Here is a 17026-nt window from a genome sequence, read left to right on the forward strand (position 1 = left end):
AGGCCGCGCAAAGAAGTCATTCGAATCGCACCCTCAATAAGAACACCCTCTGCGCGGGCTCGCGCACGGAGCACACCACCATGCGTTTGATCACTTCCCTTATCGCCGCCGCCGCACTGGTGCCGGCCGTAGCCATGGCTGACGCCGTCAAGGTCGGCATCGCCAACGACATCTCCGGCCCGTTCTCGGCGCTGGGCGCCGAAGCCCGCGACGGCTTCAACCTGGCCATCAAGCAACTGGGCAGCAAGCTGGGCGGTCAGCCCGCCGAATTCGTGCAGACCGACATGGGCGGCAATCCGGACCAGGCCCGCCAATTGGTCACGCGCTACATCCAGCGCGAAAAAATCGACTTCTTCACGGGCCCGATTGGTTCCAACGTGGCGCTGGCCGTCGGCCCCGCGCTGTTCGCCGCCAAGATTCCGTACCTGTCGAACAACCCGGGCCCCAGCCAGTTCGCCGGCGCCCAGTGCAACAACTACTGGTTCGGCACGTCCTACCAGAACGACGCCTTCCACGAAGCGGCCGGCAAGGTTGCCGCCGATCGCGGCTTCAAGAAGATGTTCATCATGGCGCCCGACTACCCGGCCGGCAAGGACGCGCTGACGGGCTTTAAGCGTGGCTACAAGATCGCCCCGGGCGACGAGGTCTACACCAAGCTGGGCCAGATCGACTACGCCGCCGAAATCGCGCAGATCCGCGCGGCCAAGCCGGACGCGGTCTACATCTTCCTGCCGGGCGGCATGGGCATCAACTTCGTCAAGCAGTTCGTGTCGGCGGGCCTGTCGCAAAGCGTCAAGCTGATCGGCCCGGGCTTCTCGGCCGACGAAGACGTGATCCAGGCCGTGGGCGAACCCATGCTGGGCATGTACAACACCGCGCAGTGGGCGCATGACCTGGACGTGCCGCAGAACAAGACGTTCGTGGACGCCTTCCGCAAGGAATACAACGGCCGCTACCCGTCGGTGTACGCCGCCCAGGCCTATGACGTCATCATGGCCATGGATGCCGCCGTCAAGCAGGCCGGCGGCAAGGCCTCGGACCGCGCGGCCGTCGTCGCCGCGCTGGAAAAGGCCGACTACCCCTCGGTGCGCGGCAAGTTCACCTACGGCAAGAACCACTATCCGATCCAGGCTTACTACCTGCGCGTCGTCGACAAGGACGGCAGCGGCCGCATCACCAACAAGCTGGTGGGCAAGGTGTTCGACAAGTACCAGGACGTCTACGTCGGCGAGTGCAAGCTCTGAGGTAAGACGCCCAAGCACACGCTCGCCGCGGTTTCCGGCAATGCCGGACGCGGCCGGCGCGTGCCGCCGTCCAATGTAGGTTCGAATCGCACGCGCACCGCCATCAAGGTTCGCGGCAGGGGGAAGTGTTCATGACGTTTACGCTGATCGTCGAGCAATTGCTGAACGGTCTGCAGTTTGGGTTGATGTTGTTTTTGATCGCGGCCGGGCTGACCCTGGTTTTCGGCATCATGGACATCATGAATCTGGCTCACGGCTCGCTCTACATGGCCGGCGCCTATGTCGCCGCCGAAACCATGCAGCGCACAGGTTCATTCACCGCCGCCGTCCTGGTGGCGGCCGTCGCCACCGGCCTGGTCGGCGTGGTGCTGGAACTGACGCTGATCCGCCGCCTGGCGCTGCGCGACCACCTGGCTCAGGTGCTGGGCACCTACGCCGTCATTCTTATCGCCAATGACCTGGTCAAGATGATCTGGGGGCCTGCCCCCGTCATGCTGAACATGCCGGCCATGCTGTCAGGTCCCGTGCGCTTGATGCCCGACCTGCTGTATCCCGCCTACCGCTTGATGATCATTGTGTTCGGCGTTGCCGCCGCCGCGGGCCTGTACTGGTTCGTGACGCGCACCCGTGCCGGCGTGCTGGTGCGGGCCGGGGCGTCCAATCGGCAGATGGCCACGCTGATGGGCGTGCGCGTGCCGCTGCTGTTCCTGGGCGTGTTCGTGCTGGGCGCGATGCTGGCCGCCGTGGCCGGGGCGCTGCTGGGGCCGATCACCGCCGTGCAGTTGGGCATGGGCGAAGACATCCTGATCCTGGTGCTGGTGTGCATCGTCATCGGCGGCATCGGGTCCATTCGTGGCGCCTTTGTGGGCGCCTTGCTGGTGGGCATGGTGGACACGGCGGGGCGGGCCTTCCTGCCCATGCTGCTGCGCCAGATCTTTTCGCCGGCCGTGGCCTCCAGCGTCGGCCCGACGCTGGCCGCCATCGCCATTTACGTATTGATGGCGGCTGTGCTGGTGTTCCGGCCCTCTGGCCTGTTTCCGGCGCGGGGTTGATGATGAAAAGCACAATCTGGACCGTTCTTCTGCTGCTGGCGCTGGCGGCATTCCCGCTGGTGGCTCCGGCGCTGGGCCTGGACTTCTACATATCCTTCGTACGCCGCGTGCTGATCTACGCGCTGGCCGCAACCAGCTTGAACCTGATTCTGGGCTATGGCGGCATGGTGGCGCTGGGGCACGCGGCCTTCTTCGGCGCGGGCGCCTACGCCGTCGGCATCCTGGCCATGTCGGGCGTCACGTCGGCGCTGATCGTCTGGCCGGTGGCCATGGTGCTGGCGGGCGTGCTGGCGGCAATCACCGGCGCGATCTCGCTGCGCACCCGTGGCGTGTACTTCATCATGATCACGCTGGCGTTCGCGCAGATGCTCTACTACATCTTCATTTCGCTGCGCCAGTACGGCGGGGAAGACGGGCTGAACCTGCCCGGCTATTCCACGCTGCCGGGCATCGACCTGGCCAACGACGTCAGCTTCTACTACCTGGTGCTGGCGCTGTTCGCGGTGTTGATGTGGGTGTTCAGCCGCGTGGTGTCTTCGCGCTTTGGCACCGCCTTGCAGGGCATTCGTGAAAACGAATCGCGCATGGAAGCCATGGGCTATCCGGTCTACCGCATCAAGCTCGTGGCCTTCACGCTGAGCGGTGCGGCGGCGGGCCTGGCGGGCGCGCTGCTGGCCAACCACAACCTGTTCATCTCGCCCAACCTGATGCAATGGACCCAGTCGGCCAACCTGCTGATCATGGTGCTGGTGGGCGGCATCGGCCTGCGCTGGGGCGGTGTAGCCGGCGCGGTGGTGATGCTGACGCTGGAAGAAGTGCTGCGCCTGTGGACCGAATACTGGCACCTGCCCCTGGGCGTGCTGCTGCTGTGTGTGGTGTTTGGCGCGCCGCGCGGTCTGGTCGGCCTGTTCGGCCCGATGTTCGGCGGACGCGCCGCGGCCCAATCCGGCAAGGTGGGATCATGAGCTTGGCATCCAACACCAACAACAACTCGGGCGTGCCGGCTTTGCAGGCCACCGGCCTGGTGCGCCGCTTTGGCGCCCTGGTCGCCACCGACAACGTGTCGCTATCCCTGAACCCGGGCGAAATCCACGCGCTGATCGGCCCCAACGGCGCGGGCAAGTCCACGCTGATCCATCTGCTGTCGGGCACGCTGGCGGCGGATTCCGGCACGCTGACCGTGGGTGGGCGCGACGTCACCAGCATGAACGCGCACCAGCGCGTGGCGGCCGGGCTGTCGCGGTCCTACCAGATCACCAACATCTTCAAGCAGTCCACCGTGTTGGACAACCTGGTGCTGGCGGTGCAGGCGCACGCGGGCAGCAGCTTCCGCTTTTGGTCGCCGCGCACGGCCCAGACCGCGCTGTACGAACAGGCGCGCGAGCTGGCGCGGGAATGCGCCATCGACGCCAGCCTGCTGGAACGCCCGGCCGGCACGCTGCCGCACGGCGAGCAGCGCAAGGTGGAGTTCGCGCGGGCCTTGGCCGCGCGCCCCAGCGTGCTGTTGCTGGACGAGCCCATGGCCGGCATGGGGCCGGACGAAACCGTGCGCCTGACCGAATTGATCGAATCCCTGCGGGGCCGCGCCGCCATGCTGCTGGTTGAACACGACATGCAGGCGGTGTTCCGCCTGGCCGACCGTCTGTCGGTGCTGGTGTATGGACGCGTCATCGCCACCGGCACCCCCGACGAAATCCGCGCCAATCCGGAAGTGCGGCAAGCCTATCTGGGCGACGAGGAGACCGCATGATGCTCACCATCGAATCCGCCCAAAGCGGTTACGGCGCCAGCCAGGTGCTGTTTGGCGTGGACTTGCAGATTGGCGCCGGCCAGGTGGTGACCTTGCTGGGCAGGAACGGCATGGGCAAGACCACGTTGCTGCGCACGCTGTTTGGCCAATTGCCGCTGCGTGGCGGCAAGATCCATTTCGCGGGCCAGGACATCAGCGGCTGGAGCTCCGATCGCATCGCGCGCGCCGGCGTGGCCATCGTGCCCGAGGGGCGGCAGTGCTTTCCCAACCTGACAGTGCGCGAACATCTGACCGCGTTCACGGCTTCGCGCAACCCCGGCATCGGTGAACCCTGGACGCCGGACCGCGTGTTCGAGCTGTTTCCACGCCTGCGCGAACGCGCCCGCAACATGGGTAACCAGTTGTCGGGCGGCGAGCAGCAGATGCTGGCCATCGGCCGCGCCCTGGTCACCAACCCGCGCCTGCTGATCCTGGACGAAGCCACGGAAGGCCTGGCGCCCAAGATCCGCGAAGAAATCTGGATGTGCCTGGCGCGCCTGCGCCAAGCGGGCCAGACCATCCTGGTCATCGACAAATATGTTGAAAGATTGCTGAGCCTGGCCGACCAGCACGTCATCCTGGAACGCGGCAAGGTCGTCTGGACGGGCGATTCCAAAGCGCTGGATGCGGACCGCGGCCTATGGGAACGCTATCTGGGCGTGTAGTAATAAAGCTGCACAATGCGCGGGTGAGCGAAAGAAAAATTAGATATAAATCGCAATAAACCGCCATTTTCATTGCTGGGCTGAAACACAAGGTGTCTGGATCGAATCCTGATGTTTGCACCTGTTTCAATTGCCCCGGCTGTTCTCTACACTTGTCCCGCCAGGCCCTTCGCGAGCCTACCGAGTGGGCACGCACGTTACGCAAGTACGTCTTATCAAGCTGTCAGGAAGACTTCGCATGGCGAAATGGGGTTTGCGCAAAAAATCATTGATGGCGCTGTTGTTGGCGTGCGTGGTCGCCCTGGCGCCCGCGGCGGTAATCGGTTGGTTGGTGCTGGATGGGGTCAGGGACCACTTCGGACGCGCCTTCGCCGACAACTTCACGCAATTGAACCGGCAACGCATCCTGGCGCCGGTTTCCCGTGAACTGGCCTTGTCCTTGCGCCTGGCCGACAGCGAAGTCACTCGCCGCTGGCTGCGTGATGAAAGCGATCCGGCCGCGCGCGAATTGTTCTTTCGAGAAGCGGATGGCTACCGGCGCGATTTGCTAGGACGCGCCTACTTCATCGCCAGCGCCGCCACCGGCAACTACTACTTCAACGACGACAAGCCGCTGTCTGAAGCGCCGCGCTATACGCTCAGCCCCAGCGCGGCCGACGACGGGTGGTTCTACGCGTCGCTGAAATCGCCGGCCAAATACAACATCAACGTCAACCCCGACCTGAAGCTGAAAACCACCAAAGTGTGGATCAACGTCCAGGTGCGCGACGGCAACAAGGTCGTGGGGCTGACCGGCGCGGGTTTGGACGTGGGCGGCTTCCTGCGGGAATTCGTCAACAGCGGCCAGCCCGGCGTCACTCCCATCATCGTGGACGAAGACGGCGCGATCCAGGCGCACATGGACGCCTCGCTGATCGCCTATAACTCCGGCGCGGGGGGCGGCGCCGCCGATCGCGGGCGCGTGTTCAACCTGTTGGACGCGGGGCCGGGGCAGGACGAACTGCGCTCGGCCATGCACGCGGCGCAGGCCGATCCGCAATCGGTGCAGACGGCGTGGGTCAGCATGGACGGCACGCGCCAACTGGTGTCGGTGGCGTATATGCCCGAGCTGCACTGGCACGTGCTGACGGTGGTGGACCTGGGCGCCGCGCGCGTGCTGGACACCGACTGGCTGTGGCCGGCCGCCATCGGCCTGGTGGTGCTGTTTGCCGCCATGCTGCTGTGCTTTGGTTTTGCCATCGAGCGCTTGATGCTGCGTCCCTTGCGCCGCTTGCAGCAATCGGCCCGCGCCATTGCCGATGGCAGTTACGACGTGCGCCTGCCGCCGGGCGGCCAGGACGAAATCGGTGACTTGAGCCGCGCCTTTGGCGTCATGGCCGACAAGGTCCGCCAGCACACGGCCGAACTGGAAACCAAGGTGCGCGAACGCACCTCGGCACTGGAAGACGCCAACCGCGCCATGGCCGCCGCGCACAAGAAAATTGGCGACTCCATCGACTACGCCAGCCTGATCCAGCGCGCCATCCTGCCCGACCGCCAACTGACGCAGTCGCTGGGTGCGCACCATTTCGTGCTGTGGAAGCCGCGCGATGTGGTGGGCGGCGACTTCTACGTGTTCCGCTCCGACGGCGCCAACTGCCTGCTGGGCATCATGGACTGCGCGGGCCATGGGGTGCCCGGCGCGCTGATGACCATGCTGGCGCGCGCCGCCATTGACCTGGCGATCACCGAGGTCGGCCCCGCCGACCCCGCCGGCGTCCTGACCCGCACCGACGGCGCCATCCGCGCCATGCTTGCGGATGCGCAATTGCCGCGCGCGCTGGCCACCAATACCGATGCGGGCCTGGTATATATTGACCGCCAATCCGGGCGCCTGCGCTATGCGGGCGCCAAGATCAGCCTGTACGCCAGCGATGGCGAGACCTTGCGTGAAGTGCCCGGCGGCAAGCGCGCGCTGGGCGACAAGCGGGTTGGCCGCTATGAAAACATCGACGTGCAATTGGAGGCCGGCTGGACGTACTACCTGGCCACAGACGGCTTCCTGGACCAGGCGGGCGGCGAGCACGGCTTTGGCTTTGGCAACACCCGTTTTGCGGAAATGCTCAAGAGACACGCGCGCCGGCCGTTAACTGAACAGGCCGCCGCGTTTTCGCAGGCGCTGGCCGAATACCAGGGTGGCCGTCCGCAACGTGACGACATCACCCTGTTGTCTTTCCGTTTCGAATAATCGTTATCAGGGCGGTAACCCCTATGAATGCCTCCGATCTCTACGCGCTGGGTGAACGGTTCAACCAGAACCGGACCCTGCTCTGCTTTAACGGGCCGATCTCCCGCAGCCTGATCGAAGAAATCGGCAACGCGCTCAAGAATTACCTGAATGCGGAACATGCGCGCCCGGCGGAAGCCATGGACGTCTTTTCGGTCTATATCGAAATGATCCAGAACATCCGCCAGTACGCCGCCGCCAATGGCGATGCCGAGGCCAGCGCCACGGTCGTCATCGGCCGCCGCGACGAAAGCCGCTACGTGGTGTCGGCGGGCAACCTGGTCAAGTCCGACGACGGCCACGCTCTGGTCGCCCGCATCCGCGAACTGGCCGCGCTGGACAAGGCGGCGTTGAAGGCCGAATACAAGACACAGTTGCACAAGCCGCGTGCCCAGGGCGTTGCGTCGGGCGCGGGCTTGGGCTTGATCGATATCGCGCGGCGCGCCGGCGCTCCGCTGGAAGCCAGCCTGACGCCCACCGCGCACGAAGGCAAGGCGTTCTTCAGCCTGAGCGTCGTGATTTGAAGGCTCCGCGCGCATCAAAGAATCATTTTCGGAGTATCTGATGAAAGACCTGAACATTCCCGGGACGCAGTCCACGCCCGCCATCACCGCCGACGCCGCCGCCGGCGTGCTGGCGATGCGCGGCGACTCCTATCCCGAGAATTCCTTTGAACTGTTCGGTCCGGTGATCGAATGGGTCGAAGCCTATCTGCTGAACACGGCCGCCCCGCTGAACCTGGAACTGGAACTGCTGTACCTCAACACCAGCAGCATCAAGTCCGTCATGGACATCTTCGACCTGCTCGAAGCCGCCCATTGCAAGGGCCGCGAAGTCAGCGTCACCTGGTTCTACGACAAGCGCAACGAACGCGTCGGCGAGCTGGCCGAGGAATTCAAGGAAGACTGCACCTTTCCGTTCTCGGTGGTTGGCCGCGAATGAAGCCGGGCGCCGCCGAACTGGATCGCCGCATCGCCGAATTGCTGGCTGATCCCACCCATGCCGGACACCCGCTGCGCGAAGCGCTGGAGGCGCTGTGGCGGCATACGGCGGACCAGATGGCGCGGATCGAGCGCGTGACCCAGTTGTCGGACGCCTATCAGTCCATGGCGCACGAGCGAGAGCTGGGGCTATGCGACCAGTTCGACCGCCAATTGCGGCGCTTGACGCGCATTGCGCGCATATCCGATCACTACCAGAACATGATGCGCGACCTGAACACGGCGCTTGCGGAAACGTCCAGCCGCGACCCGCTGACCGGCCTGCTCAACCGGCGCGCCTTGATGGACATGATCAAGCGGGAAGTCGAGCGCGCCGCGCGCAGCGGAGAGAGCTTTGCAGTGGCCATGCTGGACGTGGACCACTTCAAGGCGGTCAACGACCGTTACGGCCACGAAACGGGCGACCGCGCCCTGGTCGAACTGGCGGGCGTGCTGGGCGAAAGCCTGCGTGAATACGATATGTGCGGCCGTTGGGGCGGCGAGGAATTCCTGGTGATGCTGCCCAACACCCAACCCGAAGCCGCCCAGGGCGTCATGGACCGGCTGGTCGGCGCGGTGCGCGGACTGGTGGTGGCGGCAGGAGAAAACGACGTATTGAGGCTGACGGTAAGCATCGGCATGGCGCATCACCAGTTGGGAGAAACCTTCTCGGAGACGCTGAGCCGCGCGGACCAGGCGCTGTATCTGGCCAAGCAGGACGGACGCGACCGCGTCGCCCTTGGTTTTCCAAAGCGCTGAATGAAACCGGAACCGCTGTATTCCGGTATGGAGCCCCTTATGCTTGACACTCAAGCAAGCGTTTCAAGCGCGGGCCCCCAGGGCGCCGCGTGGCATGGCGACAATTATCTGGCGTCGATGGACCGGGCGCTGTTGCTGTTCGATTTCGACACGAACGGCGCGCTGCTGAACGCCAACGCCAATTTCCTGGCGGCCGTGGGATACACCCTTGACGAGGCCTTGCTGCTGCGCCACGACATGCTGTGCGACAGCGTGGACGAAGGCAAGGGCATCGCCAGCGGCGAGCAGGTGTGGGCCCGGCTGCGTCGGGGCGAACACTTTTCTGGCACCTGCCGCTACCGCATGAAAGACGGCGGCAGTTTGTGGATCGAAGCCACCTATCTGCCATTGCCGGGCGACGACGGCCTGACCGCCCGCGTGTCGGTCGTGTCGCGCAAATCCATCGCCGACGCCGAACGCCAGGAAGAAATCCGCCTGTTGCTGCTGGGCATCAACGAAACCGGCAACGCGGTCGCGGTATCCGGCTCGGACGGCCGCATCGTCTATGTGAATGATGGGTTTCAACGCATGCTGGGCTTTGCGCGCGGCGACGCGCTACAGCAGGAGCTGGGTGAACTGCTGGCCGGCGGCCGCCCCGATGGCGGCACCCGCGAAGAGCTGGACCGCCGCATCGCCTGCCGCGAAGGCTTCCACAAGGACGTGCTGGTCTATGACCGCTGCGGCAAGCCGCTGTGGGTGTCGGTCATGGCCAATTCCGTCTTCGATGACCGGGGTACGCTGGTCAATATCGTCGACGTGCTGACCGACATCACGCCCACCAAGGTGCACGAGGTATTGCAACGGCGCGTGTTGCAGGCCATGGTCAACGAGGCGTCGGTGGTTGAAGTGATGAACATGGTGTGCCGCGAGGTCGAGCGCCTGGCGCCCGAAGTGGCCGCCACGGTCTTGCGCGTGGACGATACCGGCCATCTGCGGCCGCTGGCCGCGCCCAGCATGCCGGAGGCCTATTCAAACGCGCTGGACGGCGTGAAGATCGGGCCGCAAGTGGGCGCCTGCGGCACGTCGGCCTTTCTGGGCCGCCCGGTCATCGTGCCGGACATCGCCACCGACCCGCTGTGGGACGATTACCGCCATCTGCCCTTGCCGGACGACATCAAGGCGTGCTGGTCATCGCCCATCAAGTCCAGCGATGGCAGGGTGATCGGCACCTTCGGTTTCTATTTCCGCGAACGCCGCCTGCCTGATGATTTCCATCATCGCCTGGTCGACGTGTGCGTCTACCTGTGCGCGCTGGCGCTGGAACGCGAAGAAGCGCGCGCCCGCATCCGGCAACTGGCGTTCTACGACGAGCTGACCGGCCTGCCCAACCGCAACCTGCTGCTGGCGCAAGCCGAGCAGGCCATCGCGCGGGCCGAGCCGGAACGCAAGCGGGTGGCGGTGCTGTTCCTGGACCTGGACCGTTTCAAGCAGGTCAACGACACGCTGGGCCATCCGGTGGGCGATGCGCTGCTGCGCGATGTGGCGCAACGTCTGCGCCGCCTGGCGCGCGCGTCGGACATCGTCGGCCGCTTGTCGGGCGACGAGTTCGTGATGCTGATGCCGGACTTCGAACACGGCCGCCTGACCGCGGCCGCCGAACATGTGCTGGTGGCGCTGGCGCAGCCGTTCACGGTGGGCGGTATTACTCTGAATCCGTCGGTCAGCATCGGCATCAGCGTGTTCCCGGAAAACGGGCGCGACATGGATACCTTGCTGCGCCACGCCGATATGGCCATGTACCAGGCCAAGACGGCGGGCCGCAACCGCATCTCGTTCTTCAGCGCCGAAATGAACCGCCAGGCGCAAGAACGCCTGGCCCTGGAAGCCGCGCTGCGCGATGCGCTGGAAGCCAAGGCGCTGCGCTTGCACTATCAGCCGCAGGTGGGGTTGAAGAACGGCAGCCTGTATGGGGTCGAGGCGCTGGCCCGCTGGCGTCATCCCACGTTGGGCGATATTTCGCCCGTGCGCTTCGTGCCGCTGGCCGAGGAATGCGGGCTGATCGGCGACCTGGGCGACTGGGCGCTGCGCGAAGCGTGTTCGCAACTGGCTATCTGGCGCAACAACGGCCTGCGGGTGCCGTCGGTGTCGGTGAACCTGTCGGCGACGAATTTCCATAATCTGAACTTGCCGCGGATGATTGCGGCGACCCTGGCCGAGTTCGGCTTGGCACCGGCGGATTTGATGCTGGAGATTACCGAAGGCGTGGTGCTGGACGCCACGGCCGGCACGCTGCGCACCATTGCCGAGCTGCATCGGCTGGGGGTGCGGCTGTCGATGGACGACTTCGGCACGGGGTATTCCAGCCTGGGCCACTTGCGGCGCTTGATTGTGGATGAGTTGAAGCTGGACCGCAGTTTCGTGCAGGGCCTGGAAAGCGACGATGCGGCGCGGGCACTGACCAGCGCCGTCATCCGGATCGGAGAAAGCCTGAGCCTGCCGGTAGTGGCCGAAGGGGTCGAGAACGAAGAACAGCGCAGGTTCTTGATCGAGCAGGGCTGCGCGGCAGGACAGGGGTTTTTGTTTTCACCGCCGTTGCCGGCGGAGGAACTGGAGGAGTGGCTGCGGGGCAGGTAGGTGGGATGCGCTGCACGCATCCTGCGCGGCGCCTTCGCGCGGTGCCTTGGGTTGGGGCGCTGCTGATGGGTTCGCGCGCTGGAGGGCGTTGTTTTTCTCTGCATGTGTGCGCGCCACACCCATCCTACCTGGCCGCGTCACACATTGTCTCGGGGCGGGGCACCGCTGATGGGTTCGCGCGCTGGGGGCTGTTGTTCTTCTCTTCATGTGTGCGCGCCACACCCATCCTACTTGGCCGCGTCACACATTGTCTTGGGGCGGGGCACCGCTGATGGGTTCGCGCGCTGGGGGGCTGTTGTTCTTCTCTTCATGTGTGCGCGCCACACCCATCCTACTTGGCCGCGTCACACATTGTCTTGGGGCGGGGCACCGCTGATGGGTTCGCGCGCTGGGGGGCTGTTGTTCTTCTCTTCATGTGTGCGCGCCACACCCATCCTACTTGGCCGCGTCACACATTGTCTTGGGGCGGGGCACCGCTGATGGGTTCGCGCGCTGGGGGGCTGTTGTTCTTCTCTTCATGTGTGCGCGCCACACCCATCCTACTTGGCCGCGTCACACATTGTCTTGGGGCGGGGCACCGCTGATGGGTTCGCGCGCTGGGGGGCTGTTGTTCTTCTCTTCATGTGTGCGCGCCACACCCATCCTACTTGGCCGCGTCACACATTGTCTTGGGGCGGGGCACCGCTGATGGGTTCGCGCGCTGGGGGGCTGTTGTTCTTCTCTTCATGTGTGCGCGCCACACCCATCCTACTTGGCCGCGTCACACATTGTCTTGGGGCGGGGCACCGCTGATGGGTTCGCGCGCTGGGGGGCTGTTGTTCTTCTCTTCATGTGTGCGCGCCACACCCATCCTACTTGGCCGCGTCACACATTGTCTTGGGGCGGGGCACCGCTGATGGGTTCGCGCGTTGGGGGGCGTTGTTCTTCTCTTCATCTGTGCGCGCCGCACCCATCCTACGTAGGATGGGTGAAGTGCGCGAAGGCGGCCCCGCGGACTTCGGCGCCCAGCGCACGTAACCCATCTCTTCCCCCGCCACCAAAGCGTCCCCCATTTCAATCCCACCTAATAGCTTTCCCCCATTTGCGAACCCCTTGCTTCGGGTATATATTTCAAGCCTAAACTATCCAGACCTAAATATCCGCGGCGCCCCGCTCCCGATAAGCGAGCGACTGTCGCGTACCTCGGAGCGTTACGGCAATGAAAATAGTCTGCATCGGCGGTGGTCCCGCCGGCCTGTATTTCGGTCTGCTCATGAAACTGCAGAACCCCGCCAACGACGTCACCGTCATCGAACGCAATCGTCCGTATGACACTTTTGGATGGGGTGTGGTGTTCTCCGACGCCACCATGCAGAACCTGCGCGAGGCAGACCCCGTTTCCGCTCAAACCATTGGCGACGCGTTCAACCATTGGGATGACATCGACATCCATTTCAAGGGCCGCAGCATCCGCAGTAGCGGCCACGGCTTTATCGGCATTGGCCGCAAGAAGCTGTTGAACATCCTGCAGGCGCGTTGCGAAGACGTGGGCGTGAAGCTGGTGTTCGAGAACTTCGTCCAGGACGACCAGGCCATCGCTCGGGAATACGACGCCGATCTCGTCATTGCCTCCGACGGCATCAACAGCCAGGTCCGCACTCGCTACGCCGACACCTTCCACCCCGACATCGACCAGCGCCGCTGCCGCTTCGTCTGGCTGGGCACCAAGAAGGTGTTCGACGCCTTCACCTTCGCCTTCGTCCAGACCGAACACGGCTGGTTCCAGGCGCATGCCTACCGCTACGAAGACGGCATGTCCACCTTCATCGTGGAAACGCCGGAAGAAACCTGGCAGGCTGCCGGCATCGAGCAGATGAGCCAGGAAGAAGGCATTGCCTACTGCGAAAAACTGTTCGCGCCCTGGCTGGACGGCAATGCGCTGATCAGCAACGCCACGCACCTGCGCGGGTCCGCCATCTGGATTCGTTTCCCGCGCGTCATCTGCAACACCTGGGTGCACTGGAACACGCTGGACACGGCGCGCGGCCAGCGCCGCGTGCCCGTCGTGCTGATGGGCGATGCCGCGCACACCGCGCACTTCTCCATCGGCTCCGGCACCAAATTGGCGCTTGAGGATTCCATCGAACTTGCGCGCTGCCTGAGCGGCGCCGAAGGCAGCGTTGAAGCGGGCCTGAAGCACTACGAAGAAGTGCGTAGCGTCGAGGTCCTGAAGATCCAGAACGCCGCCCGCAACTCCACCGAGTGGTTCGAAAACGTCGAGCGATACGCCGAACTGGAACCCGAGCAATTCGCCTACTCGCTGCTGACCCGCTCGCAGCGCATCTCGCACGAAAACCTGCGCTTGCGCGACCCGGCCTGGCTGGAAGGTTTTGAGCGCTGGATCGCCGAACGCGCCGGCGCGCCCACCGCGTCCGGCCAGCGTCCCGCCATCCCGATGCTGACACCGTACCAGGTACGCGGCGTGCGGTTGAAGAACCGCATTCTGGTGTCCCCCATGGCCATGTATTCCTGCACCGACGGCGTGCCGGGCGATTTCCACCTGGTGCACCTGGGCGCGCGCGCCATGGGCGGCGCCGGCCTGGTCATGGTGGAAATGACCTGCGTGTCGCCGGATGGCCGCATCACCCCGGGCTGCCCGGGCTTGTGGAACGACGAACAGGCGCAGGCGTTTGCCCGCATCGTGGATTTTGTGCACGGCAATAGCGACGCCCGCATCGGCGTGCAGTTGGGCCATGCCGGCCGCAAGGGCTCCACGCAACTGGGCTGGCAGAAAATCGATCACCCCCTGGCCGAAGGCAATTGGCCGCTGCTGTCGGCGTCTGCCTTGCCGTACATCGAAGGCGTGTCGCAAACGCCGCGCGCCATGACGCGTGCCGACATGGACGACGCCCGCGACAACTTCGTTGCCGCCGCCCGCCGCGCCGAGCAGGCCGGTTTTGACTGGCTGGAACTGCACTGCGCCCACGGCTACCTGCTGTCCAGCTTCATCTCGCCCCTGACCAACCACCGTGACGACGAATACGGCGGCAGCCTGGAAAACCGCCTGCGCTTCCCGCTGGAAGTGTTCAAGGCCGTGCGCGCCGTCTGGCCCGAAGACAAACCCATGTCGGTGCGGATTTCCGCCAGCGACTGGGTGGAAGGCGGCATCACCGCTGATGACGCGGTGGACATCGCACGCTACTTCAAGGCCGCCGGCGCCGACATGATCGACTGCTCGTCCGGCCAGGTCAGCAAGGAAGAAAAGCCCGTCTACGGCCGCATGTTCCAGACTCCGTTCGCCGACCGCGTGCGCAACGAAGCGGGCATCCCCACCATTGCGGTGGGCGCCATCTTCGAAGCCGACCACGCCAACGGCATCATCGCCTCGGGCCGTGCCGACCTGTGCGCTCTGGCTCGTCCCCACTTGGCCGACGCTTCCTGGACGCTGCGCGAAGCCGCGCGCGTGGGCTATCGTGACATCGCCTGGCCCAGCCAGTATTTCGCGGGCAAGCGCCAACTGGAAACCAACTTCGAACGCGCCGCCGCCATGGCGCAACTGGACATCAAATGACGAGTCTTGCGCAACCCTTGGCCGGTCGCCACGCGCTGGTGACGGGCGGCGCGCGCGGCATCGGCCTGGCCAGCGCGCGGGCGCTGCTGGCGCGCGGCGCGCGTGTCACGCTGCTGGGCCGAGACGGCGCGGCGCTGGATGCCGCCGCCGACAGCCTGGCCAGCCTGGGGCAGGTGCAGGCGGTTAGCGCCGACATCGCGGACGAAGCCTCGGTGCGTGCCGCCTTTGCCCAGGCCGAAACCGAATTCGGCCCGGTGCTGGTGCTGGTGAACAACGCCGGCCAAGCCGTCAGCCAACGCTTTGACCGCACCGACGCCGCGCTCTGGCACCAGATGATTGCCGTCAACCTGACCGGCACGTTTCACTGCATCCAGGCCGCGCTGCCGGGCATGCTGCAAGCCAAGTGGGGCCGCGTCATCAACGTGGCCAGCACCGCCGGCCTGATCGGCTATGGCTATGTCAGCGCATACTGCGCCGCCAAGCATGGCGTGATCGGGCTGACCCGTTCGCTGGCGCTGGAAACCGCGCAAAAGGGCGTGACCGTGAACGCTGTCTGCCCCGGCTATACCGAGACCGACATCGTGCGCGGCGCGGTCGCCAACATCGTGGAAAAGACCGGCATGACGCCGGACGCCGCCCGCGCCAAGCTGGCCGAGCGCAACCCCCAAGGCCGCCTGGTGCAGCCCGAGGAAGTGGCCGAGACCGTGGCCTGGCTGGCGCTGCCGGCCTCTGCGTCGGTCAATGGGCAGGCGATCGCCGTGGACGGCGGCGAAGTGATGACCGGCTAAGCCCGGCGCCCCATCAACCCCTGGATAACGAACGGAGACACCATGAGCACCCAGTCCGAAGAGCACACCATGAAGCACCACAAGCGCCCGCTGGCCGGCTATCAGGCCAAGACGTTCCTGTGGGAGGTGTCGGCCGACGGCAAGATCGGCACGGTCACGCTGAACCGGCCCGAACGCAAGAACCCGTTGACGTTCGATTCCTACGCCGAACTGCGCGACCTGTTCCGCTCGCTGGTGTATGCCACCGACGTGAAGGTGGTGGTGGTGACGGGCGCGGGCGGCAACTTCTGCTCGGGCGGCGATGTGCATGAAATCATCGGGCCGCTGACCAAGATGAGCATGCCCGAACTGCTGGACTTCACCCGCATGACGGGCGATCTGGTCAAGGCCATGCGCGCCTGCCCGCAACCCATCGTGGCGGCGGTGGACGGCGTGTGCGCGGGCGCGGGTGCCATGGTGGCGCTGGCCGCCGACATGCGCCTGGGCACGCCCGCCGCGCGCACCGCCTTCCTGTTCACCCGCGTGGGTTTGGCCGGCGCCGACATGGGCGCCTGCACCTTGCTGCCGCGCATGATCGGCCAGGGCCGCGCCTCTGAATTGCTGTACACCGGCCGCGCCATGACCGCAGACGAAGGCGCCAGCTGGGGCTTCTTCAACGCGCTGCACGATTCGGCCACCTTGGCCGAGGCCGCGCAGAAGCTGGCCGCGCAACTGGCCGCCGGCCCCACCTTCGCGCACGGCGTCACCAAGAAGCTGCTGCACCAGGAATGGAACATGGGTGTGGACGAGGCCATCGAGGCCGAAGCCGAGGCCCAGGCCATCTGCATGCAGACGCGCGACTTCCACCGCGCCTACGAGGCCTTCGTGGCCAAGCAAAAGCCCGTCTTCGAGGGGAACTGATGATGCGTGATGCAAGCTGGCTGGACTGGCCTTTTTTTGACGACGCGCACCGCAAGCTGGCGCACGACGTCGACGCCTGGTGCGAAGCCTCGTTGGGTGATGTCGACCATCACGACGCCGACGCGGCCTGCAAGAAACTGGTCAAGGCCATGGGCCAGGCCGGCTGGCTGCGCTATGCGGTCGCGGGCGGCCCGGGCGGCGCCTGGGGCGGCGCCTTGCCGGAAGTCGATTCCCGCGCCGTCTGCATCCTGCGCGAAACCTTCGCCCGTCACGAAGGGCTGGCGGACTTCGCTTTCGCCATGCAGGGCCTGGGCAGCGGCGCCATCTCCTTGATGGGGTCGGACGAACTGCGCCAGCACTACCTGCCGCGCGTGGCACGCGGTGAAGCCATCGCCGCCTTCGCGCTGTCCGAGCCCGACG

The 17026-nt window shown here is 65.4% G+C and carries 14 protein-coding genes; all 14 read left to right on the top strand.

Annotation, left to right across the window (positions count from 1 at the left end; genetic code table 11):
- The first annotated feature begins 80 nt into the window (after window positions 1-80).
- Window positions 81-1244: an ABC transporter substrate-binding protein gene (locus ACE04A_RS29225; protein ID WP_259252932.1), complete on the top strand. Its 1164-nt coding sequence runs from the start codon at window positions 81-83 to the stop codon at window positions 1242-1244.
- A 131-nt stretch (window positions 1245-1375) separates the two neighbouring features.
- Window positions 1376-2296: a branched-chain amino acid ABC transporter permease gene (locus ACE04A_RS29230; protein ID WP_050447047.1), complete on the top strand. Its 921-nt coding sequence runs from the start codon at window positions 1376-1378 to the stop codon at window positions 2294-2296.
- Window positions 2296-3261 (top strand): branched-chain amino acid ABC transporter permease, encoded by a 966-nt coding sequence (locus ACE04A_RS29235; RefSeq protein WP_259252933.1) that lies wholly within the window; start codon window positions 2296-2298, stop codon window positions 3259-3261. The genes ACE04A_RS29230 and ACE04A_RS29235 overlap by 1 nt, the downstream gene beginning before the upstream one ends.
- Window positions 3258-4046: an ABC transporter ATP-binding protein gene (locus ACE04A_RS29240; protein ID WP_485820785.1), complete on the top strand. Its 789-nt coding sequence runs from the start codon at window positions 3258-3260 to the stop codon at window positions 4044-4046. Before ACE04A_RS29235 ends, ACE04A_RS29240 begins: the two co-directional genes overlap by 4 nt.
- Window positions 4046-4750, top strand: a complete 705-nt coding sequence (locus ACE04A_RS29245) for an ABC transporter ATP-binding protein (protein ID WP_100857487.1) — start codon at window positions 4046-4048, stop codon at window positions 4748-4750. The genes ACE04A_RS29240 and ACE04A_RS29245 overlap by 1 nt, the downstream gene beginning before the upstream one ends.
- Window positions 4751-4988: 238 nt before the next feature.
- Window positions 4989-6977, top strand: a complete 1989-nt coding sequence (siaA, locus tag ACE04A_RS29250) for a biofilm regulation protein phosphatase SiaA (RefSeq protein WP_279995084.1) — start codon at window positions 4989-4991, stop codon at window positions 6975-6977.
- Between the two features lie 23 nt (window positions 6978-7000).
- On the top strand, window positions 7001-7540 hold the full coding sequence (siaB, locus tag ACE04A_RS29255; RefSeq protein ID WP_050447051.1) for a biofilm regulation protein kinase SiaB: 540 nt from the start codon (window positions 7001-7003) through the stop codon (window positions 7538-7540).
- 40 nt (window positions 7541-7580) lie between these two features.
- Window positions 7581-7958 (top strand): biofilm regulation phosphoprotein SiaC, encoded by a 378-nt coding sequence (gene siaC, locus ACE04A_RS29260; protein WP_259252936.1) that lies wholly within the window; start codon window positions 7581-7583, stop codon window positions 7956-7958.
- Window positions 7955-8755 carry a biofilm regulation diguanylate cyclase SiaD gene (gene siaD, locus ACE04A_RS29265; RefSeq protein WP_448717044.1) on the top strand — a complete coding sequence of 267 codons (801 nt, stop codon included), beginning with the start codon at window positions 7955-7957 and terminating at the stop codon, window positions 8753-8755. Before siaC ends, siaD begins: the two co-directional genes overlap by 4 nt.
- Window positions 8756-8794: 39 nt before the next feature.
- Window positions 8795-11368 carry a sensor domain-containing protein gene (locus ACE04A_RS29270; protein ID WP_485820786.1) on the top strand — a complete coding sequence of 858 codons (2574 nt, stop codon included), beginning with the start codon at window positions 8795-8797 and terminating at the stop codon, window positions 11366-11368.
- A gap of 1198 nt (window positions 11369-12566) precedes the next feature.
- The gene (locus tag ACE04A_RS29275) at window positions 12567-14918 is read left to right on the top strand and encodes a bifunctional salicylyl-CoA 5-hydroxylase/oxidoreductase (protein WP_448717047.1); all 2352 of its coding nucleotides are present in this window, start codon (window positions 12567-12569) and stop codon (window positions 14916-14918) included.
- A complete protein-coding gene (locus tag ACE04A_RS29280; RefSeq protein ID WP_279995082.1) occupies window positions 14915-15706 on the top strand; it encodes an SDR family NAD(P)-dependent oxidoreductase in 792 nt (263 codons plus the stop codon). The genes ACE04A_RS29275 and ACE04A_RS29280 overlap by 4 nt, the downstream gene beginning before the upstream one ends.
- Before the next feature lie 42 nt (window positions 15707-15748).
- Window positions 15749-16606 carry an enoyl-CoA hydratase family protein gene (locus ACE04A_RS29285; RefSeq protein ID WP_259252940.1) on the top strand — a complete coding sequence of 286 codons (858 nt, stop codon included), beginning with the start codon at window positions 15749-15751 and terminating at the stop codon, window positions 16604-16606.
- A gap of 2 nt (window positions 16607-16608) precedes the next feature.
- Window positions 16609-17026 (top strand): acyl-CoA dehydrogenase family protein (locus ACE04A_RS29290; RefSeq protein WP_485820787.1); only part of this gene is annotated, 418 nt, incomplete at its 3' end.

It is taken from the genome of Achromobacter colocynthidis (assembly GCF_057334535.1).